The following is a 19734-nucleotide window of genomic DNA, read 5'->3' as shown; positions in this document are numbered from 1 at the left end:
CAGCCGACAGGCGCACGTGATCCGGGCCTCCCGTCCGTCGGCCGTGTCCGGGGGGTGCGTTCAGGTCGCGGTCCCGTGGCTCGGAGCGCTCAGGCGATGGGCTGGATGAGCTGCGGGCCGTCGTTCCGCACGCTGTTCACCGCGCGCGAGACCTCGTACTGCTCGAGTCCGGCGGCGACCGCGAGCGACTCGTGGTCGAGCAGCGCGAGCAGGTCGTCCGAGCCCAGGCCGCCGCCGGACCCGGTGCCGAGCCAGTCGTCGTAGCCGTCCGGGGTGAGGAACGCCGGCATGCGGTCGTGCACCTCGCCCGGCGCGACGTGGGCGTCCCGCGTGATGATCGCCAGCGACAGCAGCCACTTGTCCGGGTCGTCCTCGGGCTTGGTCGGGTCGGGCCAGGCACTCACGATGCCCGCCATCGCGAGCGCACCGCCGGGCTCGTGCACGAAGTGGGGTTCCTTGCCGTCCTCGCGGACGACCCACTCGTAGTAGCCGAGCGCCGGGACGATGCAGCGGTTCGTCGCGAACGCCCGCCCGAACATGCCGCTCGTGGCGACCGTCTCGATGCGGGCGTTGATCGGCTTCGGACGCTGCTTCCGGAAGTCCTTCGCCCAGCTCGGCACGAAGCCCCAGCTGATCTGCGGGAGCTCGCGCTGCCCGTGGCGCTGCCGGACGGCGTACACGGGGTCGGTCGGGGCGACGTTCCAGCTCGGGGCGAGGCCGGCCTGGACCTCGCCGGTGTCCTCGTCGACGTGCTCGGTGCGCGCGGCGAGCTCACCCACGAGCTCGGGCAGCAGATCGGCCGTGGTGTCGGAGACGACGAACCTTCCACACATGCGACCAGTGTGCCCGGCGGGGCCGACAGCGGGCCGGGGACGGCCGGGCCGGGTCAGTCGTCGGGCAGGCCGAGCTTCGAGCCGCGAGGTGCCGGACGGTGTGTCCGCCGGCTCCCGGCGGTGCCGCCCGGCGAGGGCGCCGGTGGCACTTCCGGCAGCGACGCTGCCAGGATGCGGGCCCGTTCGACCCGCCCGAGCCGGACCAGCCCGAGGACGAGCCGGACGACCAGGAACAGGGAGACGAAGCTGAAGAGCTGGACGTGTGTGTCGGTGACCAGGAGCGACACCGCCGCCAGCACACCGGCTGCCGTCACGACGAAGCCGCGGAAGGTGTCCGGCACCTGACCCGACTGCACGAGTTCGGCGTCCCGCAGGACCTCGTCGCGATCGGCGGGCGCGATCGTCGGTGCCGGTCCTCCGCCGAAGTACCGCTCGGTGCGCTCCGGGGCCTGCATGACCGAACCCGACCAGAAGAGCTTCGTCGCGTCGGGCGGCCGCGGCACGAGCGGGACGCACGCGACGGCGAAGCCGCCGATCCCCACCGCGAGGAGCACGGCGCCGATCCACCCCGCGGGACCGGCGAGGTCCGGCCAGCCGACCGACAGCCCCACGACGACGAGGACGACCAGGGCCGCGACCCCGACGAGGATCCCGATCCCGACCGCGCGTCGCAGGCGGTCCGGCGGGACGTCGGTGTCGAAGCGGTCGCGGAACACCCGCCACCCGAGTTCGTACGCCGATCGGGTCACGGGGCGACCTCCGTCGTCGTCGTCGTCGGGGCCGGGTCCGCTGCCAGCGCCGCGAGGCGGGCACGCTCGGCCCGGCCGATGCGGACCACCAGGTCCGGCAGCAGGAACAGGTAGAAGAACGGCCAGAGGAAGACGAGGGGCTGCCGCTCTCCGGAGACGAGCACCGCTGCACTGCCGCAAGCCAGGCCGACGAGCAGGGGCGTGAGCCGTGACAGCCGCCAGACCAGCCCGCGCTGTAAGAGCGGCACGTCGTTGAGCACGATCGCGCGGTCCTCCGGCGCCACGGGACGCTGCCGGCGGGACAGGTACGGCTGCACGGTCGACCGTGCGGAGAGCTGCTGGTCAGGTCGGACCTGCCGCCCGTTGATGCGGAGGTCGGGACCAGCCGCGCGAGCGGTCGGGAAGCACGCGAACACGAGCGCCAAGGCCCCGATCGTCACGAAGGAGACCGTGAGCACCGGGCGTACGCCACCGGACCCGGCCCAGCCGGTGGCGCGATCAGTCACGACGGACACCACGAGCACGACCACCGCGACGGCGCCGGCGATCCACGCGGCTCGCCGTGCTCGCGCAGGGTCGACGACGTCGCCGAGGAGCGCGCGGAAGACCCGCCAGCCGAGCATGAACACCTGTCACTTGTACTCGCCGGGTCTGCGGGCGTCCGCCGCTGCTACCGTGCCGGGGTGCTCCCCGACCACGACCAGCGCTGCCCCTGCCTGAGCGGCAACCCCTACGGCGAGTGCTGCGGCCCCCTGCACGCCGGTGCCGCGGCACCGACCGCCGAGCGGCTCATGCGCTCCCGCTTCACCGCGTTCGCCCTCGGACTGCCCGAGTACCTGCTGCTGACGTGGCACCCGAGCACCCGCCCGGACGAGCTGACGCTCGACCCGACGCAGCGGTGGACGCGGCTGGACATCGTGTCGACCCGGTCGGGAGGCCCGTTCGACACCCGGGGCACGGTCGCCTTCCGTGCGTGGTGGCGTTCCGAGGACGAGCGCGGCACGCTCGAGGAGACCAGCGAGTTCGTGCGCGAGCAGGGCCGCTGGTTCTACGTCGACGGTCAGGTGTAGCGCGCGACCAGCTCGTCGAACTCGGCGGCACCCGGGACGGCCGGCCGACCGCCGAGCGCGTCCGTCAGCAGGTCGAACAGGGTCGGGTGGTCGGTCGGCGCCCGCTCGCTCAGCTCGGCCCGCCACCCGGGAGCGAGGACGTCGAGCGCCCATCCGACGGCGAGTCCGCTGGAGTAGTAGAGGTCCCGGTCGACCATGACGTCTGCGTACTCGTCGAAGACGTCGAGCAGGGTCGGGGCGTCGGCCGTCGCAGCATCGTCGTTCACCGCCTCCTCGAAGTACACCGCCGTGCCCTCGACGGTCTCGATGCCGTCCTGCTGCCGGAGCCCCGGCCACCGTTCGTACCGGGCGAGCCGCAGCCGTGCCGCGTCGGTCGCCGCGCGGCGGACCGCCGCCGGGTCGTCGGTGGCCGTCGCCGCGGTCAGGGCGGCCATCTCGGCGCGGAGCAGCCGCCGGTGCTCCGACGATGCGGGCACCTCGAGCCGGCCGCCGTCGTCGTAGTCCCAGTAGCCGGGGTCTCCGGGCTCGATGCCCTGCACGGCCACGTGGAAGTGCTCGTGGGCGGCGAAGTGCCGGAAGTCCTCGTTGGTCGGGACGTCGTCGCCGAACATCCCGGGGTGGAACTTGAACGCCAGGACGCGGTTCCCGTCCACCTCGATGTTCCCGAACTGCGACTTCACGTGGAGCCACGGCTCGGTGAAGGCGAAGCGCTTGCTGACGCGGACGTCGTCGAGGAGCGGCATCCCGGGCAGCTCGACGCGGCGCATCCCGGAGACGTCGGTCCGGTCGCTCATGTTCACGAGGTACGCGTACGACCAGTCGAGCTTCCACGGGCCCGAGGTGCGGAGCAGCACGAACGGTTGCTCCTCGTAGTGGTAGTCCTCTGTCCACATCCCCGTCGGGTCCCGCTGCGCCCGCTCGAACTGCTCGGAGAGCTGCCGGAACATCGTCCGGTCGGTGTCGTCGAGCGACGCCCACGACCCGGAGGGGTAGGGCCCGGCGAGCCGCCACGTGACCGTTCCGGTCAGGACGAGTGCGCCGACGGCGAGGAGCGCGAGGAGGACGGTACGGACGCGACGGAGCCGGCGACGACGGCGAGGACGGGAGTGCACATCCAATATTCTAGATACGACGCACCGTCATCCGCTCACACGCCGATGGTCTCCGGCAGCCCGACCGACAGCCGCATCGCCCGGCGGACCGCGGCCTCGTCCGGCAGCATCTCGGCGTCGTCACCGATCAGGAAGAAGCGGATCTGCCCGATCGCCTGCTCCGTCAGCATGTCGAGCCCGTTGAGCACGCGCCCGCCCGCTGTCCTCCACCGGCTCGCCGCCGCGGTCGGCCACGGCTCGTACGCGACGTCGAAGAGCACCGCGTCGGACCCCGACGGCAGCAGCTCGAGCTCGTCGGCCGCACCGCCGGGCAGGGTCGACACGAGGAACCCGTGCCGCGTCCCCGGCAGGGCGTCCAACGGCAGGACCTCGAGCGTGACCCCGAGCCGGACGGCCAGGTCGACCAGCGGCCCGGCCTTCGCGGTGTCGCGGAGGAACACGCGCACGTCGACGGCCCCGAGCCGCACCGCCGCCGCGAGGGCGCTCGCCGCGGTGGCGCCGCCGCCGAGGATCGAGGCCTCGCCCGGCAGGTGCCCGAGGGCCTCGACGGGACGGACGATCCCCTCGACGTCGGTGTTCGCACCGGCGGTGACGACTCGGTCGCCCTCCTGCCGGAACGCGACGGTGTTCGCGACCCCGAGCTCGTCGACGAGCGGGGTCGTGCGGTCGAGCATCGGGAGGACCTCGCGCTTGAGCGGCATCGTCAGGCTGAGTCCGCGCCAGTCGGGGCCCAGCCCCGCGACGAACGCGTCGAGCCCGCCGGAGGTGACCTCGTGCCTCCCGTACGAGAACGGGACCCCGAGCACGTCGTAGGCCGCGCGGTGCAGCGTGGGGGAGAGCGAGTGCGCGACGGGGGAGCCGAGGACGGCCAGCCGGGTGCGGTCGGTGTCGGTGTACTCCACGGGTCCGGAGCCTAGCGGCCCACCCTCCGCGGGGGCCCTGCTTAGGGTAGCCTTACCTGTGTGATCCGAACCTCCCCCTCTGCGCGCCGCGTCCGCCGCGTGCTCGCGGCCGCCGGCGCCGTCGTCGCCGCGTCCCTCGTCCTCGCCGGCTGCAGCTCCGGCTCGTCCTCGCCTGCGGCCTCCGACGACGCGTCCGGCTCGGGCGGCGCGTTCCCCGTGTCGATCCAGACCGCTCTCGGCACGACCGAGATCCCGTCGCAGCCGAAGCGCGTCGTCGCCCTCGGGTGGGGCGACGCCGAGACGGCGCTCGAACTCGGCGTGCAGCCCGTCGGGGCGAGCGACTGGCTCGCCTTCGGTGGCGACGGCGTCGGGCCGTGGCTCGAGGACGCGTACACGAAGAAGCCGGCGATCATCCAGACGCTCGAGCCGAGCTACGAGCAGATCCTGAAGCTCAAGCCGGACCTGATCCTCGACACCAAGAGCTCGGGTGACAAGGACCGCTACGCCAAGCTCTCGGCGATCGCCCCCACGGTGGCGATCCCGAAGGGCGGCGAGAACTACCTCACCACCACCGAGCAGCAGGTCGACCTCGTCGCGAAGGCGCTCGGCAAGGAGTCCGAGGGCAAGAAGCTGCTCACCGACCTCGACGACGCCTACGCCGCCGCGCGGAAGGCGCACCCCGAGTTCGACGGCAAGACCGCCGTCGTCGGTGCCTACACGGCCGACGGCTTCGGTGCGTACGCCTCGAAGGACAGTCGCTCGACGTTCATGCAGCAGCTCGGCTTCACCATCCCGAAGGCGATCGACCAGCAGGCCGGCGACGCGTTCTCGGTGAGCCTGTCCGAGGAGAACCTCGACCTGCTCGACGCCGACCTCACGGTGATCCTGCCGATCTACGTCGAGGCGTCGAAGGCCGAGTCCGACCCGTTGTTCCAGAAGGTGCCGTCCGTGCAGGCGGGGCACTCGATCGTCGTCGACGACCCGGACGTGTCCGCTGCGTTCTCGCTCGGTACGACCGCCGCGATCGAGTGGGCACTCGACCGGCTGCCGGAGGAGTTCGCGAAGAAGGTCGGCTGACGCCGACCGCAGGGGGAACGCCGGGAGACGCCGGGTCGCGACCGCGACCCGGCGTCTCCTGCTGTGTGCGGTGGTTCCGTGGTGCCGCTGACGGACGGGAGGCGCGGTGCGGGCCGGCAATGCGCCTCCCGTCCCGGGTGATATTCCTGACGTGTAGTATTGAAATACGAAACGTCAGGAGGGGTATGTCCCGGTTCATCTTCGTCCAACCACATCTGCGCTTCGGCGGCGCGGAACGACAGACCGTCATCGTCGCGAACGCGCTCGTCAGCAGAGGGCACGAGGTCGACGTCGTCCTCTTCGGATCCGGCGGCGGCCTCGCCGCTGACCTCGACGAACGCATCGGCCTGCACGTGCTCGGTATCGAGCGCCACGTCCGCACGCTCCAGGTCGCGTTCCGCCTCGAACGCATCCTCGCCGACCTCCCGCCGGCCCTCGTCATCGTGAAGTTGTGGTCCGCTGTGCTGACGTGTGCCCTCATCGACCGGCGGGCACGTGCCGTCCGACACACCTTCGTCTACTGCGAAGACCTCGACCCCACCGCGCACCACGAATTCATCCCTCTCGGGCGGCTGAAGCGACACTTGGTCGGTGCCGTCTTCCGCTCCAGGCAGTACGTCGTCGCCAACTCGAGCCCGGTCGCGGAGCGGATGCAGCGGACCTACCGTCTCCCACGGCGCCCCGTGGTCACCCCCGTCGTGGTCGACCCGGCCCTGCGAGACGAACCACTCCTCGACCGAGCAGCCCGGCCGACCGGTCGAGCCGAGGTGGTCTCGGTCGGCAGTCTCGTCCCGCTGAAGGGGCTCGACGTCACGCTCGCAGCCCTGCGGACGCTCGAACGGCCCGTACGGTGGACCGTCGTGGGCGACGGGCCCCTGGCCGCGGAGCTCGCCGGCTTCCACGACCCGACCGGCCGGCTGACCGTCCGTCTCACGGGTGGCGTGCGGGACCCGCACCGCTTCGTCCGGGAAGCCGACCTCCTCGTCCACAGCTCGCGGAGCGAGGCCTGGGGTGCCGTGGTGCTCGAAGCACTCGCCATCGGTACACCGGTGGTCGCCTCCGACACGATCGGGCCCGTCGAGATGCGGTCCCGTCTCGGTGTGCGGCCTGACCTGCTCGAGTTGTACCCGGTCGGCAGGGTCGGGGACCTCGCACGGATCCTGCAGACCCGACTCGACAGTCCGCGTCCCACGCCCGAGGACTGTGCCGCGTACGTGGCGCCCTTCGGTGTGGACGCGGCCGTCGTCCAGTGGGAGCAGCGCTCCGCCGCATGGGCGGAGGTCTCGCGGTGAAGCGGGTGCTCTTCGTCTGCAGCAGTGGGGGTCACCTGGACCAACTGCTGGCACTCGTCCCCCCGCCGGAGGGCGTCGAAGTCGCCGTCGCGACCTTCCTCAAGCCTGACGCGGTGGCGAAGCTCGAGGGATTCCGTGTCCACGGGCTCCACTGGCCGACCAACCGGAGCGTCACGGCACTGTTCAAGAACCTGCGCATCGCGCTCCGGGTGCTCAGGACCGAGCGACCCGACATCATCGTGAGCAGCGGTGCTGCCGGCGCCGTCCCGTTCTTCTGGGTGGGGCGCCTCCTGTTCCGGACGCGCAACGTCTTCATCGAGTGCATCGACCGACTCGACAACCCGACGCTGACTGCTCGCCTGGTCCGGCCGGTGACGCACACGTTCGTCGCGCAGTGGCCGGAGCAGCTCGTCGAGTTCCCCCGCCGCACGGAAGTGAGCCCGAGCCGATGAAGATCATGGTGTCCGTCGGGACACACGAGCAGACGTTCCAACGTCTGCTCGACGAAGTCGCTCGCGCCGGACGGCTCCGGTCCTCCGACCAGTGGGTCGTGCAGTACGGGGTGGGCTCGTTCCCCGACGACGTACCCGGCGTCCTCACTGCAGAACGGTACTTCGACGCCCCTTCGATGCGGCGTCACCTCGAGTGGGCGGACGTCCTCGTCTCCCAGGCCAGCCCGGGCAACGTCTTCGGCGCACTCGACGCCGGCACGTGGCCGATCGTCGCGGGCCGGAGTCGAGCTGCCGGAGAGCACGTGGACGACCACCAGATGCGGTTCGCGAGGCACCTGCACGTGGCTGGCCGGGCGACCGCGCTCACCCACCCGACGTCGCTGCTCGCCGCCCTCGAAGCGGAGGACCGACGTGATCCGGAGGAACGCCTGGCGGCGGTACGGACCGCTCGTGCGTCGGCGATCCGCAACCAGCGGAAGTTCCGTGATGCGGTCTGGGGCGTCCTGGGGTGCACACCGTGAGCGGTGTGGTTGCTCGGGTTCCCGCCGCACGTCGCGCGCTGACCACGGGCGCCGTCGTCGCGGGGTCGTCACTCGTGTCGCGGTTCCTGGCGCTCGCCGTGCTCGCCCCCGCGGCCCGGTGCCTGAACGTCGGTGACTTCGGCGCGTTCGTCCTCGTCATCGGAGTGTCGGGTTCCGTAGGCGGCGTGGTGGGTTCGGCCATCGCCGACCTCGTCGCGAGCGGCGCCGTCCTGCACCCGGTCCGGACCTGGCGACGAATCGCACTGTGCACCGCAGCGCTGGCTGCATCGGGGCTCGTCGGTGCAGTCTGCGTCGCTCTGGTCCGTGGTGACGTCGCGGTCTGGCTCACCACCGCGCTGCTCGCGACGACGGGACTGGCACCGTTCATCGTCATGCACCTCCTCCGCGGATCAGGACGTCCCGGACTCGGGGCCTGCCTCGCGTTCGTCGTGTCGCCAGTCGTCCGGCTGGGAGCAGTGGTGGTCCTGGCAGCGAGCGGTGGCGGTGACCTGCGACGTGTCCTCACGGCGCTCCTGTGGGCGGCGATCGCTTGCGCCCTGCTCTCCTGCGCTGTCGTCTGGTGTGACCGCCCGAGCGGCCACCGGAAACCCGAGACCGGCGGGCCGATCGTCGCGCCGTCACCGCTCGCCCTGGTTGCCGGGGTCGCCGTCGCGATCGCGTTCACGCTCGTGGGTCAGGCGGCGCCGCTGTCCCTGAGCGCTTTCCTCGGCGACCCGGCCACCGGGAGGTTCGTCCCGACGGCTCGGGTGTGCGAGGCGATCACCGCGGTCGGCGTCGGCTACCAGTTCGTGGCGAGTCGTCGTGCTGTCGACCTGTCCCGCCCGCAGGTGCCGGTGCGGGTGGTCGGTCTGCTCGCGACCTCGTTCGGCGCAGCGACCCTCGTGGTGCTGCTCGTCGCACCGTGGGCGCTTCCTGTGCTCCTCGGGCCGGGGCACGACCTCGACGTCGTGGTCGCGATGGCGCTGGTTCCCGCGTACTTCTGCACGATGATGAGCGCCGCCGAGATCCAGCGACTGTTCCTGGTCCGGCGACACCAGCGGATCGTGTTCGCGAGCGTCCTCGCCGCGGTGATGACTGCGGTGTGCACGCCGGTGGCGACCGCATGGCTGGGCGCCGACGGAGCGGCAGGAGCGACCGCGGCTGCGGCGCTGGCGTGGTGGGTCGCGCTCCGTGCGCCCCACCGCGCGCCGAACCGGTCTGACGTGACTCCCGAGATGACGAACACGCGATGACCGCGATCCTGCTGATGACCACGGCGGTCCTCTTCGTCGTCCTGCTCCTGCTCGTGCAGGTCGATCTGCTGCTGCCGATCGGGCTCGCGGTGACCGCGCTCGTCCCGATCGGCTGGACTGGTCTTCCCGAAGTACTCACCGTCGGCAGTCCCGGAGCGGTCGTCGTGCTCGTGTGGGCGGTGCGGGGCGGGCCGCGGCAGTCCGGCGTCCCGAAGCTCGTGGTGGTCCTGGCCCTGGCGTTGCTCGTGTGGCTGACGGTCGGGGCCATCACGAGCATCTCACTCGTCCGGTCCGTCGGGTGGAGCACCTCGCTCGTCGTGCTCGTGCTCGTTCCGCTCCTCAGCAGGTCGCTCTCCGAACGGGAGGTCCGGAGGATCACGACGACCTGGATCGTGCTGGTCGTCGGACTCACGGGGTTCGGCGTCATGGAACGGTTGCTCGAGTCGAATCCCCTCTACGGCACCCTGTTCCTGAGCGGCGAGTACCCGATCCTCCAGCACTGGAGCTCCTACCGGATCACGACGACGCTCGGGCACCCGCTGTCCAACTCGCTGTTCTTCGCGATCGGCGTCACCCTGGCCCTCGGGCGCTACGTCCACGAGGGGAGCCGTCGATCGCTCCTGGGAGCCGCGTTCGGACTGGTCGGTCTGCTGCTCACGGTGAGCCGAGGCGGACTCATCGCCGTCGCCGTGGGGGCTGCGGTGGTCCTGTCGTCGCCGTCGACCCGTGAGGACGTCGGGAGCGGCGGACACGGTACGTCACGTCGTCGTGCCGTGGGCCTCCTCACCCTCGTGGCGGGCGGCCTGACGATCCTCGCGAGCCCCGAGTTCCAGGAGCGTCAGCAATCGTGGAGCGGCATCGCGTCTGCGCAACAGCGTGGTGAGATCGGACCGGTCGTCCTCCGCGCCGCGGCGTCGATGCACTGGCTCGGGTCCGGACCCGGCACGTCCAACGGTCTCCTCCAGGCCCTCGGGACGCCGGAGATCGTCGAGAACTCCTACTACCAACTGCTCCTGAGCCTCGGTCTTCCGGGACTGTCGCTGTTCGTCGGGCTCATCGCGACCGTTCTCTGCCTGGGACTGCAACGTCGTGCCGGGGCCGCCGTCGGCGCCCTCGCCGCGCTGTGTGTCGCCGTCGGTGGCTTCAACTGGATCGAGGCCGACAGGCCGTCGATGCTCTACCTCGGGCTCCTCGCGGCCATGGCGATCTCAGGACGACCGACGGCCGTCGGAAGTGCGGACGGCGCGGGCTACGCGGCGGAGAAGGTGGAGCCGATGAAGGCGAAGAGCAGGGTGATCAGGGGGAGCGAGCCCTGCACGAACGCCGAGTTGAGGTAGCGGCGGCCCGTGCCGGCGAGGACGACCGCGGCGCCGAGCATGCTCGCGGTCGAGAACACGACGAGCGTCCAGCCCGTCGCACCGTTGCCCGCGAGGACCAGGACGACACCGAGGATCGCCCCGATCGCGAGGAACAGGTTGTAGAAGCCCTGGTTGAACGCGAGGGAGCGGGTGGCCAGCGCTTCGGACTCCGAGGCGAGACCGAAGATCCGGCGGACACGCGGACTGGTCCACGCCACGGACTCGAGGAAGAAGATGTACACGTGCACGAGGCCCGCGAGGACCGCACACACACCCGAGATCACGAGCAGGACCGACATGGTCTCCATTCTCGCAGCCCCTGGGTGGTGCTCAGGTCCCGCCCAGGGAGAGTGCCGGCCCGGGTCCGTCACACCAGTGCTCGTCGACCGGGTGCGCGGATAGGCTCGGGACATGAGTGCCGACGAGTCCACGCCCGTCCACGACGATGCGGTCGCCGAGCTGGCGAGCATCCGGCAGAGCATCGACAACATCGACGCCGCCGTGATCCACATGCTCGCCGAGCGCTTCAAGTACACGCAGCGCGTCGGCTACCTGAAGGCCGCGGCGGGCATGCCCGCAGCCGACCCCGGTCGCGAGCAGGTCCAGGTCGCCCGCCTGCGGCAGCTCGCGGCGGAGTCGCACCTCGACCCGGCGTTCGCGGAGAAGTTCCTGAACTTCATCGTCGCCGAGGTCATCCACCACCACGAGCGCATCGCCGGCGGTGCCGAGTGAGCGCCGCGCTGGACGACCTGCACCTGCTCGTCGGGTCCTACACGGCCACCGGCGGTGGGAACGCCACCGGCATCTCGGTCGTGCACGGCACCACCGCCCACACCGCCGCGGTGATGGACGACCCGTCGTTCCTCGCGGTCTCCGGTGACCGGGTCTACGCCGTGTCCGAGGTGGCCGACGGCAGCGTCTCCGCCTTCCGGTACGTCGGGGGCACGCTCGAGCACCGCTGGGACGCCGACGCCGGCGGCGACGCACCGTGCCACGTGCGGGTCGACCCGTCGGGCGCGCTCGTCGTCGCGAACTACGTGTCCGGCACCGTGACCGCGGTCTCGCTCGAGGCCGCCGAGTCGCACGCGGCGTCGGTCACGGCGAGCGACGCCGTCGTCGGCACGCACGGGAGCGGCGACCGCGTGGTCGTCCCCGAGGCCGCGATCGTCACGGGCGTGCTGCCCGACGTCGAGGGGCCCGTCGAGGACCGGCAGGAGGGGCCGCACGCGCACCAGTCGATCGCGACGCCCGACGGCACCGTGCTCGTCGCGGACCTCGGCGGCGACGCCCTCCACGAGTTCCACGTGACCGCCGAACCCGCGATCGACCTCGTCCGTGTGCACCACCTCGCACCGGGGGTCGGACCGCGGCACATGGTGTGGCTCGGTGACGGTGACGGCGACGGATCCGGTGCCGACCTGGTCGTCGCCGGCGAGCTCGACGGGCGCGTGCACCGCCTGCGTCGCGACGACTCCGGGACGCTCCGCCCGATCGCCTCCGTGGCGGCCTTCGCGGGCCCGGTGGGGGAGTCCCTCCTCAGCCACGTCGAGGTCAACGCCGCCGGCCGGGTCGTCGTCGCCGTCCGGGGCCGCGACGTCATCGTGGTGCTCGACACCGCGGACGACGGGCTCGCGGTCGTCGGGTCGGCGTCGTGCGGCGGGACGTGGCCGCGGCACTTCGCGCAGGTGCCCGGGTACCTGCTCGTCGCGAACCAGATGTCGGACGCGATCGCCGTCCTGCCCGTGGGCGACGACGGCGTGCCCGGTGCGGCGGTGGCGCAGATCGCCGTCGGGACGCCGACGTGCATCGTCCCGGTGCCGACTCCCGCGCGCTCGTGACCGCCGGGTCGTCGACGTCGGCACCGGTCGCGGCGGGGTACCGACTCGTCGCCGGGCCGCCGCCGCTCGACGACTACCTGCGGCTCCGGCAGGACTCGGGACTGTCGCCGAAGACGACCGAGCAGGGCGCCGGCGCGGTCGCGGGCAGCTGGTCCGCAGTGCACGTGGTGGACGCCGAGGGGGTCCCCGTCGCGATGGGCCGGACCATCGGGGACGGCGGCTGGTACTTCCACATCGCCGACATCGCGACCGACCCGGGCCACCAGCGCCGCGGACTCGGGAGGGCGGTCGTCGAGTGGCTGGTGGCGGACATCCGGTCGCGCGCGCCGGAAGGGGCGTACGTCACGCTCGTGGGGGACCCGCCCGGGCAGCGGCTGTACCGGTCGCTCGGGTTCGAGGACGTCGCGCCGAGCCTGGGGATGGCGTTGCCGCTGCGCTGACGCGGGCGGCCCGGGTCCGCTGCAGCGGCTCCGGGCGGTCAGCCGTGGACGACGTTGGCGAAGGGGCGACCCTCGGCCAGCGCGGCCACCTGCCGGCGCACGAGCTCGAGGGTCCGCGGCACGCTGAGGTCCGTGTTCCCGCCGACGTGCGGGGTCAGCACGGTGTTCGGCGTCGTCCACAGCGGGTGCCCGGCCGGGAGCGGCTCGGGGTCGGTGACGTCGAGCGCCGCCGACAGCCGACCGCGCCGGAGTTCCGCCACCAGGGCGTCGGTGTCGACGACCCGTCCGCGGGCGACGTTCACCACGAGGGCGCCGTCCGGCAGCGCGGCGAGCAGGTCGGCGTCGACGAGGTGTTCGGTCTCCTCGGTGAGCGGGGTGATGAGCACGAGGACGTCCGTGTCCGCCGCCAGGGTCGGCAGGTCGCCGAACGCGTGCACGTGCCGGCCGTCCTGGTCGCGGGCGGTCCGCGCGACCACCGTGACGTCGCAGCGCATGGCCTCGCACCGCGTGGCGATCGCGGCTCCGATCGCGCCGTACCCGACGATCGTCACCCGACGATCGGCGAGCGACCGCGTGGTGCGGACGTCCCACACCCCGGCGGCGCGGTCGGCCTGGAACGTGTGGATCTCGCGGAGCGAGGTCAGCGCCAGACCGACCGCGAGCTCGGCGGTCTCGTCGTCGTGGATGCCGCGGCCGTTCGCGACCTGCGCGTGCGCCGGAGCGTGCGGGAGTGCGTGCTCGTACCCGGCGCTCGGCAGCTGCAGGAGCCGTAGGTTCGGCAGGTCGTGCACGTACTCCCAGCGGTGTCGGCCCGCGAAGTAGAACGGCAGCAGCGTGATCGCCACGTCGTCCGGTCGGGCGTACGGGCCTTCGACGTCCCAGACGTCGAGCTCGACGCCGTCCGGCACGGGGCCGAAGCGGTCGACGAGCTCGACGAAGGGCAGGGTGACGATCGGCATGCGGTCGGTGCCTTCCTGCGGTGCCGGCGCTCGGGGCGGTCGGCGTCAGCTGTCGGTGCGCGGCGAGAACGAGCCGTGGTCGTCGAGCGGCCCGCGCCCGACGTAGCCCTCGGTGACGTCCTCGACGATGACGTCGCCGAAGCGCGCCGGGAGCGTGGCGGCGTGCGTGCCGCGCAGCTCCTCGATCGACGCCTCGAACGCGCCCTGCACCTCGAGCGTGCCCGACGAGGCGTCGGTCACGCCGATGCGCAGCACCGGGAAGCCGCGGCCGTCGCACAGGCCCTGGAACCGCACGTCGTCCTCGCGCCGGACGGTCACGATGACGCGGCCGGTCGACTCGGAGAACAGCGCGGTCGCCGTGTCCACGCCGTCGCGCTCCTCGAGCTCGTCGAGGACCACCCGGGCGCCGATGCCGAAGCGCAGGACCGACTCGGCGAGGGACTGGCCGAGGCCGCCGTCCGCCAGGTCGTGGGCGCTCGTGAGCAGCTGCTCGCCGGACGCCGCGTGCAGCAGGTCCGCCAGGGCCTTCTCCTGCGCGAGGTCGACCGCCGGCGGACGACCGCCGAGGTGCCCGTGCACGGTGCCGGCCCACGCCGACCCGTCGAGCTCGAGGCTCGTCGTGCCGAGCAGGTACACGTTGTGGCCGTCGTCCTGCCAACCCGAGGGCACGCGCAGCGCGACGTCGTCGATGATCCCGAGCACGCCGACGACGGGCGTCGGGTGGATCGGGGTCGTGCCGGTCTGGTTGTAGAAGGACACGTTGCCGCCCGTCACCGGGATGCCGAGCTCCATGCAGCCGTCCGCGAGGCCCTCCACGGCCTCGGAGAACTGCCACATGACCTCGGGGTTCTCCGGCGAGCCGAAGTTCAGGCAGTCGGTGACCGCGGCGGGGACCGCACCGGTGACGGCGACGTTCCGGTACGCCTCGGCCAGGGCCAGCCGGGCGCCCTGCTTCGGGTCGAGCTGGCAGTAGCGGCCGTTCGCATCGGTCGCGACGGTGACGCCGAGGCCGGTCTCCTCGTCGACGCGGATCATGCCGCCGTCGTCGGGGAAGGACAGCGCCGTGTTGCCGAGCACGTAGGTGTCGTACTGGTTCGTCACCCAGTTCTTCGACGCGAGGTTCGGCGAGCCGAGCAGCTGCAGGAACTGCGCCTTGAGTGCCGGGCCCGTCTCCGGGCGCTCGAGCGACTCGGCGCCGTCGGCCTGCAGGGCGTCGATCCACGTCGGGTAGGCGACCGGGCGGTCGTAGACCGGGCCGTCGACGGCGACGGTGCGCGGGTCGACGTTGACGATCTCCTGGCCCTGCCAGTCGACGACCAGACGGCCGGTGCCGGTGACCTCGCCGAGCACGCTCGTCTCGACCTCCCACTTGCCGACCACCGCGAGGAACGCGTCGAGCTTCTCGGGGCGGACGACCGCCATCATGCGCTCCTGGCTCTCCGACATGAGGATCTCCTCCGCCGTGAGCGTGGGGTCGCGCAGCAGGACGTCGTCGAGCGAGATGTGCATGCCGCCGTCGCCGTTGCTCGCGAGCTCGCTCGTCGCGCAGGAGATGCCCGCGGCGCCGAGGTCCTGGATGCCCTCGACCAGGTCCTCCCGGAACAGCTCGAGGCAGCACTCGATGAGGACCTTCTCGGCGAACGGGTCCCCGACCTGGACGGCCGGGCGCTTGGTCGGGCCGCCCTCGGTGAAGGTGTCGGACGCCAGGATCGACGCCCCGCCGATGCCGTCGCCACCCGTGCGGGCGCCGAAGAGCACGACCTTGTTGCCGGTGCCGGAGGCGTTGGCGAGGTGCAGGTCCTCGTGGCGCAGGACGCCGACCGCGAGGGCGTTGACCAGCGGGTTGCCCTGGTACACCGGGTCGAAGTAGGTCTCGCCGCCGATGTTCGGCAGGCCGAGGCAGTTGCCGTAGAACGAGATGCCGCCGACGACGCCGTGCACGACGCGCTGCGTGTCCTCGTGGTCGATCGCGCCGAAGCGGAGCTGGTCCATCACGGCGACCGGACGGGCGCCCATCGAGATGATGTCGCGGACGATCCCGCCGACACCGGTCGCGGCGCCCTGGTAGGGCTCGACGTAGGACGGGTGGTTGTGCGACTCGACCTTGAAGGTCACCGCCCAGCCGTTGCCGACGTCGACGACACCGGCGTTCTCGCCCATGCCGACCATGAGGTTCTTCGTCATCTCCGGCGTCACCTTCTTGCCGAACTGCCGGAGGTAGTTCTTGCTCGACTTGTACGAGCAGTGCTCGGACCACATCACGGAGTACATGGCGAGCTCGCCCGAGGTGGGGCGGCGACCGAGGATCTCGCGGATCTTCGCGTACTCGTCCGCCTTGAGCCCGAGCGCCTCGTACGGCTGCTCCTTGTCGGGCGTGGCGGCGGCGTCCTGGACGGTGTCGGGCTTCGGGCGAACGGAGGTCGTCACGGTGGTGTTGTTCCCTGTCACTTGACGAGCGTCGACTCGATCACGGAGGTGAAGAAGGTGAGGCCGTCCGTGCCGGAGGCCATGGCGGCGGGGGTGTCCGGGCCGAAGCCCGCCTCCGTCGCGTGCTCGGGGTGCGGCATGAGCCCGACGACGTTGCCGCGCTCGTTCGAGACGCCGGCGATGTCGTCGATCGATCCGTTCGGGTTCACGCCCACGTAGCGGAACACCACCTGGCCGTTGTCCTCGATGCGCTTGATCTCGTCGGCGTCGGCCACGAAGCGTCCGTCGGCGTTCTTGAGCGGGATCGTGATCTCCTGCCCGGCGCTGAACCCGGAGGTCCATGCGGTACCGGCGGTCTCGACGCGGAGCTTCTGGTCGCGACGGATGAACTGCTGGTGCGCGTTCCGGGTGTGCGCACCGGGCACCAGGCGTGCCTCGGCGAGCATCTGGAAGCCGTTGCAGATGCCGAGCACGGGCATGCCCTTGCCGGCGGCGTCGATGACCTCGGCCATGATCGGGGCCTTCGCCGCGATCGCCCCGGCGCGGAGGTAGTCGCCGTAGGAGAACCCGCCGGGGAGCACGATCGCGTCGACGCCCTGCAGGTCGTGGTCGCCGTGCCAGAGGGCGACGGGCTGGGCGCCGGCCAGACGGACGGCGCGCTGGGCGTCGCGGTCGTCGAGCGAGCCCGGGAACGTGATGACGCCGATCCGCATCGCGGTCACGCGCCCTCGACCGTCACGGACACGACGTCCTCGATGACGGCGTTCGAGAATACGTCGGCCGCGATCTCGCGGACCTCGGCCAGCTTCGCGTCGTCGACAGAGCCGTCGACGGTCACCTCGAAGCGCTTGCCGATGCGGACGTTGGTCAGGTCGGCCTTGCCGAGACGGGCGAGCGCGTTGCCCACCGCCTTGCCCTGCGGGTCGAGGATCTCGGCCTTGGGCATGACCTCGACGACGATCGTTGGCACGTGTTCACTCCAGCACTTCGGGGATGGGTGGGACGCGACCAGTCTAGGTGGCGCGCACGGCGCGCCGGGCCGGTTGTGGAGAAGTGGTCGAAGGCGTACATTCCATTTGGAATAGTCGGAGCAGAAGACGGGACTGGAGGCGCGGATGACGTCGCTCACGCCTCTCGCGTACGCCGCGCTCGGTCTGCTGGCCGAGGCTCCGATGCACCCCTACGAGATGTTCCAGCTCATGCTGCGACGGCGTGAGGACGAGAACGTCAAGGTCCGTCCGGGCACGCTGTACCACCAGATCGGCCGCCTGGTCGACCTCGGGTACGCCGAACAGCTCGGCACCGCGCGCGAGGGCAACCGTCCCGAACGCACGACCTACGCCATCACCGACGCCGGTCGCGACGCGCTCCTGACCGGGCTGCGGCGCATGGTCGCGGAGCCCGCCGACGAGTACCCCGAGTTCCACCTCGCGGTCTCGCACGTCGACAACCTCAGCGACCAGGACGCCATCGCGGCCCTCCGCGCCCGCACCGAGGCGATCCGCGCACGACTGGAGCAGTACGACGAAGCCGCCACGGGCCTCCAGGCCAAGGGGTTGGCGCCTCGGTACTGGCTGGACGTGTCGTACGTCCGTGCCATGCTCGCCGCGCAACTCGAGTGGCTCACCGCGACCGCGGACCGCATCGAGCGTGGGGACGTCCCCTGGGACGGCCCGGCGCTCCCCACCGACACCGAACCGACCAGCACGAGCAAGGACCCCACTCGATGACCACCGCACCCTCCGCCGACCTGCAGCACGGGAAGAAGCCGTGGCCCGCGCTCTGGGCGCTCGTCGTCGGCTTCTTCATGATCCTCGTCGACTCGACCATCGTGTCGGTCGCCACCCCGACGATCGCCCAGGCCCTCGACGCCGACATCAACGCCGTCATCTGGGTGACGAGCGCCTACCTGCTGGCGTACGCCGTGCCGCTGCTCATCACGGGCCGTCTCGGTGACCGCTTCGGCCCGAAGGTGCTGTACCAGGCCGGACTCGTCGTCTTCACGCTCGCGAGCCTGTGGTGCGGGCTCGCCGGGTCGATCGAGGTGCTCATCGTCGCCCGTGTCGTGCAGGGCCTCGGTGCCGCGATGATGACGCCGCAGACCATGGCGGTCATCACCCGGATCTTCCCGCCGCAGAACCGCGGTGCGGCGATGGGCCTCTGGGGCGCCGTCGCCGGTGTCGCCTCGCTCGTCGGCCCGATCGTGGGCGGGCTGCTCGTCGACGGGTTCGGCTGGGAGTGGATCTTCTTCGTGAACGTCCCCGTCGGCATCGTCGCGTTCGTGCTCGCGCAGCGCTTCGTGCCGCAGTTCGAGCGCAACGGGCACCGCTTCGACTACCTCGGCATCGTGCTCTCGGCCGTCGGCATGTTCCTGCTCGTGTTCGGCATCCAGGAGGGCGAGACCTACGACTGGGGCACCATCACCGGCCCGATCTCGGTCTGGTCGCTCATCGTGACCGGCATCGTCGTGCTCGCCGCGTTCGTCGTCTGGCAGGGTGTGCAGAAGGGCGAGCCGCTGCTGCCGCTCGGGCTGTTCAAGGACCGCAACTTCACGCTCGCGAACATTGCCATCACCGCCGTCGGCGTCGCGATCTCGTCGTTCGCGCTGCCGATCATGCTCTGGGCGCAGGACGTGCTGCGCTTCAGCCCGACCCAGGCCGCCCTGCTGCTCGTGCCGCAGGCGGTCATCTCCGCGGGACTCGCGCCGTACGTCGGCAAGAACCTCAACAAGTGGAACCCGCGGTGGGTCGGCTCGTTCGGTCTCGCGTGCTTCTCGGGTGCGCTGTTCTGGTTCGGGTCCCTGCTCTGGTCGGGCGCCGACTGGGGCTGGACGCTCCTGCCGAGTGCGCTCCTCGGGCTCGCGAACGCCTGCATGTGGGGACCGCTCTCGGTCTCCGCGACGCGCAACCTGCCGCCGGCGCTCGCCGGTGCAGGGTCGGGCGTCTACAACACCACGCGGCAGATCGGCGCCGTGCTCGGTTCGGCCGGCATCGCCGCGCTGATCGAGGCCCGGATCACGGCGGAGTTCCCGTCCGGGGCGGGCTCCACCTCCGGCGGCGGCGCGGAGCAGCAGGTCGGGGCGCTGCCCGCGTTCCTGCAGCAGCCGTTCGCCACGGCCATGGGGCAGTCGCTCGTGCTGCCGGCCGTCGTGCTCGTCGCGGCGATCGTGGCGGCGCTGTTCCTGGCGAAGCCGAAGCAGACCGCGGCATGGGGCTCGGGTGCCCCGGCGGCGACGCAGCCCGGTGCCGCAGCGCCCGCGGCCGACGGCGACCAGCACGCCGCGGCGGGTCGGCCGGCCGGTGCGCACGCTGCCGGTGCCGCGCCCGCGACCGCGGAGGACGAGCTCGCGGCGGTCGACCACCACGGCCGACACGCGGACGCGGACGCCTAGTCCGGCCGGGGCGCCGTCGTCCCGGCCGCCGGCGGCGTGGTCGTCGTCCCGCCGGCCCGC

At 71.8% G+C, this 19734-nt stretch carries 22 protein-coding genes; 12 read left to right on the top strand and 10 right to left on the bottom strand.

Annotation, left to right across the window (positions count from 1 at the left end; genetic code table 11):
* Nucleotides 1–89 precede the first annotated feature (89 nt).
* Genes AB0N84_RS06945 through AB0N84_RS06935 form a run of 3 tightly spaced genes read right to left on the bottom strand, consistent with a single transcriptional unit; the run spans nucleotide 90 to nucleotide 2211 of the window.
* Nucleotides 90–833 (bottom strand): SOS response-associated peptidase, encoded by a 744-nt coding sequence (locus AB0N84_RS06945; protein ID WP_363544633.1) that lies wholly within the window; start codon nucleotides 831–833, stop codon nucleotides 90–92.
* A 53-nt stretch (nucleotides 834–886) separates the two neighbouring features.
* Complete coding sequence (locus tag AB0N84_RS06940; RefSeq protein WP_363544631.1) at nucleotides 887–1582, bottom strand: hypothetical protein; 696 nt, start codon at nucleotides 1580–1582, stop codon at nucleotides 887–889.
* On the bottom strand, nucleotides 1579–2211 hold the full coding sequence (locus AB0N84_RS06935; RefSeq protein WP_363544630.1) for a hypothetical protein: 633 nt from the start codon (nucleotides 2209–2211) through the stop codon (nucleotides 1579–1581). Before AB0N84_RS06935 ends, AB0N84_RS06940 begins: the two co-directional genes overlap by 4 nt.
* A 54-nt stretch (nucleotides 2212–2265) precedes the next feature.
* Here AB0N84_RS06935 and AB0N84_RS06930 point away from each other — a divergent pair, with 54 nt between their 5' ends.
* The gene (locus AB0N84_RS06930) at nucleotides 2266–2652 is read left to right on the top strand and encodes a YchJ family protein (protein ID WP_363544628.1); all 387 of its coding nucleotides are present in this window, start codon (nucleotides 2266–2268) and stop codon (nucleotides 2650–2652) included.
* Here AB0N84_RS06930 and AB0N84_RS06925 read toward each other — a convergent pair.
* On the bottom strand, nucleotides 2643–3764 hold the full coding sequence (locus AB0N84_RS06925; RefSeq protein ID WP_363544626.1) for a hypothetical protein: 1122 nt from the start codon (nucleotides 3762–3764) through the stop codon (nucleotides 2643–2645). The two genes, AB0N84_RS06930 and AB0N84_RS06925, sit on opposite strands and share 10 nt — an antisense overlap.
* A gap of 35 nt (nucleotides 3765–3799) precedes the next feature.
* Complete coding sequence (locus AB0N84_RS06920; protein ID WP_363544624.1) at nucleotides 3800–4666, bottom strand: shikimate dehydrogenase; 867 nt, start codon at nucleotides 4664–4666, stop codon at nucleotides 3800–3802.
* A gap of 60 nt (nucleotides 4667–4726) precedes the next feature.
* Here AB0N84_RS06920 and AB0N84_RS06915 point away from each other — a divergent pair, with 60 nt between their 5' ends.
* The 6 genes from AB0N84_RS06915 (at nucleotide 4727) to AB0N84_RS06890 (ending at nucleotide 10598) form a co-directional block, all read left to right on the top strand.
* On the top strand, nucleotides 4727–5743 hold the full coding sequence (locus tag AB0N84_RS06915; RefSeq protein ID WP_363544622.1) for an iron-siderophore ABC transporter substrate-binding protein: 1017 nt from the start codon (nucleotides 4727–4729) through the stop codon (nucleotides 5741–5743).
* A gap of 185 nt (nucleotides 5744–5928) precedes the next feature.
* On the top strand, nucleotides 5929–7035 hold the full coding sequence (locus AB0N84_RS06910; protein ID WP_363544620.1) for a glycosyltransferase: 1107 nt from the start codon (nucleotides 5929–5931) through the stop codon (nucleotides 7033–7035).
* Entirely contained in the window at nucleotides 7014–7487 is a 474-nt protein-coding gene (locus tag AB0N84_RS06905; protein ID WP_220456192.1) for a UDP-N-acetylglucosamine--LPS N-acetylglucosamine transferase, read from the top strand. Before AB0N84_RS06910 ends, AB0N84_RS06905 begins: the two co-directional genes overlap by 22 nt.
* A complete protein-coding gene (locus AB0N84_RS06900; RefSeq protein WP_182046037.1) occupies nucleotides 7484–8008 on the top strand; it encodes a glycosyltransferase in 525 nt (174 codons plus the stop codon). Before AB0N84_RS06905 ends, AB0N84_RS06900 begins: the two co-directional genes overlap by 4 nt.
* Complete coding sequence (locus AB0N84_RS06895; protein ID WP_363544617.1) at nucleotides 8005–9261, top strand: hypothetical protein; 1257 nt, start codon at nucleotides 8005–8007, stop codon at nucleotides 9259–9261. The genes AB0N84_RS06900 and AB0N84_RS06895 overlap by 4 nt, the downstream gene beginning before the upstream one ends.
* On the top strand, nucleotides 9258–10598 hold the full coding sequence (locus AB0N84_RS06890) for an O-antigen ligase family protein (protein WP_363544615.1): 1341 nt from the start codon (nucleotides 9258–9260) through the stop codon (nucleotides 10596–10598). Before AB0N84_RS06895 ends, AB0N84_RS06890 begins: the two co-directional genes overlap by 4 nt.
* Here the strand turns inward: AB0N84_RS06890 and AB0N84_RS06885 are convergent.
* Nucleotides 10511–10918: a DUF1304 domain-containing protein gene (locus AB0N84_RS06885; protein ID WP_182046034.1), complete on the bottom strand. Its 408-nt coding sequence runs from the start codon at nucleotides 10916–10918 to the stop codon at nucleotides 10511–10513. The two genes, AB0N84_RS06890 and AB0N84_RS06885, sit on opposite strands and share 88 nt — an antisense overlap.
* A 112-nt stretch (nucleotides 10919–11030) precedes the next feature.
* On the opposite strand from AB0N84_RS06885, the gene AB0N84_RS06880 reads away from it, so the two are divergent.
* The 3 genes from AB0N84_RS06880 to AB0N84_RS06870 are packed head-to-tail and all read left to right on the top strand — an operon-like array spanning nucleotide 11031 to nucleotide 12897.
* Entirely contained in the window at nucleotides 11031–11351 is a 321-nt protein-coding gene (locus tag AB0N84_RS06880; RefSeq protein ID WP_069712421.1) for a chorismate mutase, read from the top strand.
* Nucleotides 11348–12457 carry a beta-propeller fold lactonase family protein gene (locus AB0N84_RS06875; protein WP_363544612.1) on the top strand — a complete coding sequence of 370 codons (1110 nt, stop codon included), beginning with the start codon at nucleotides 11348–11350 and terminating at the stop codon, nucleotides 12455–12457. Before AB0N84_RS06880 ends, AB0N84_RS06875 begins: the two co-directional genes overlap by 4 nt.
* Nucleotides 12421–12897 carry an N-acetyltransferase gene (locus AB0N84_RS06870; RefSeq protein WP_363544610.1) on the top strand — a complete coding sequence of 159 codons (477 nt, stop codon included), beginning with the start codon at nucleotides 12421–12423 and terminating at the stop codon, nucleotides 12895–12897. Before AB0N84_RS06875 ends, AB0N84_RS06870 begins: the two co-directional genes overlap by 37 nt.
* Nucleotides 12898–12935: 38 nt before the next feature.
* On the opposite strand, the gene AB0N84_RS06865 is transcribed toward AB0N84_RS06870, so the two are convergent.
* From AB0N84_RS06865 to purS, 4 genes are read right to left on the bottom strand one after another with little or no spacing between them, the layout of a single operon-like run.
* The gene (locus AB0N84_RS06865) at nucleotides 12936–13856 is read right to left on the bottom strand and encodes a 2-hydroxyacid dehydrogenase (RefSeq protein WP_363544608.1); all 921 of its coding nucleotides are present in this window, start codon (nucleotides 13854–13856) and stop codon (nucleotides 12936–12938) included.
* 45 nt (nucleotides 13857–13901) lie between these two features.
* Complete coding sequence (gene purL / locus AB0N84_RS06860; protein WP_363544606.1) at nucleotides 13902–16283, bottom strand: phosphoribosylformylglycinamidine synthase subunit PurL; 2382 nt, start codon at nucleotides 16281–16283, stop codon at nucleotides 13902–13904.
* Between the two features lie 17 nt (nucleotides 16284–16300).
* Nucleotides 16301–16996 carry a phosphoribosylformylglycinamidine synthase subunit PurQ gene (gene purQ / locus AB0N84_RS06855; RefSeq protein ID WP_182046108.1) on the bottom strand — a complete coding sequence of 232 codons (696 nt, stop codon included), beginning with the start codon at nucleotides 16994–16996 and terminating at the stop codon, nucleotides 16301–16303.
* Between the two features lie 5 nt (nucleotides 16997–17001).
* Complete coding sequence (gene purS / locus AB0N84_RS06850) at nucleotides 17002–17253, bottom strand: phosphoribosylformylglycinamidine synthase subunit PurS (RefSeq protein WP_363544604.1); 252 nt, start codon at nucleotides 17251–17253, stop codon at nucleotides 17002–17004.
* Between the two features lie 145 nt (nucleotides 17254–17398).
* Here purS and AB0N84_RS06845 point away from each other — a divergent pair, with 145 nt between their 5' ends.
* Nucleotides 17399–18013 carry a PadR family transcriptional regulator gene (locus tag AB0N84_RS06845; RefSeq protein ID WP_363544603.1) on the top strand — a complete coding sequence of 205 codons (615 nt, stop codon included), beginning with the start codon at nucleotides 17399–17401 and terminating at the stop codon, nucleotides 18011–18013.
* Between the two features lie 20 nt (nucleotides 18014–18033).
* Complete coding sequence (locus AB0N84_RS06840; RefSeq protein WP_363545012.1) at nucleotides 18034–19674, top strand: DHA2 family efflux MFS transporter permease subunit; 1641 nt, start codon at nucleotides 18034–18036, stop codon at nucleotides 19672–19674.
* Nucleotides 19675–19734 lie beyond the last annotated feature (60 nt).

Origin of the sequence: Curtobacterium sp. NPDC089185 (assembly GCF_040685235.1) — a bacterium.
GTDB lineage: Bacteria > Actinomycetota > Actinomycetes > Actinomycetales > Microbacteriaceae > Curtobacterium > Curtobacterium citri.
The sequence above is the reverse complement of the archived record's forward strand: the minus strand, read 5'-3'. Positions and strand labels throughout refer to the sequence as shown.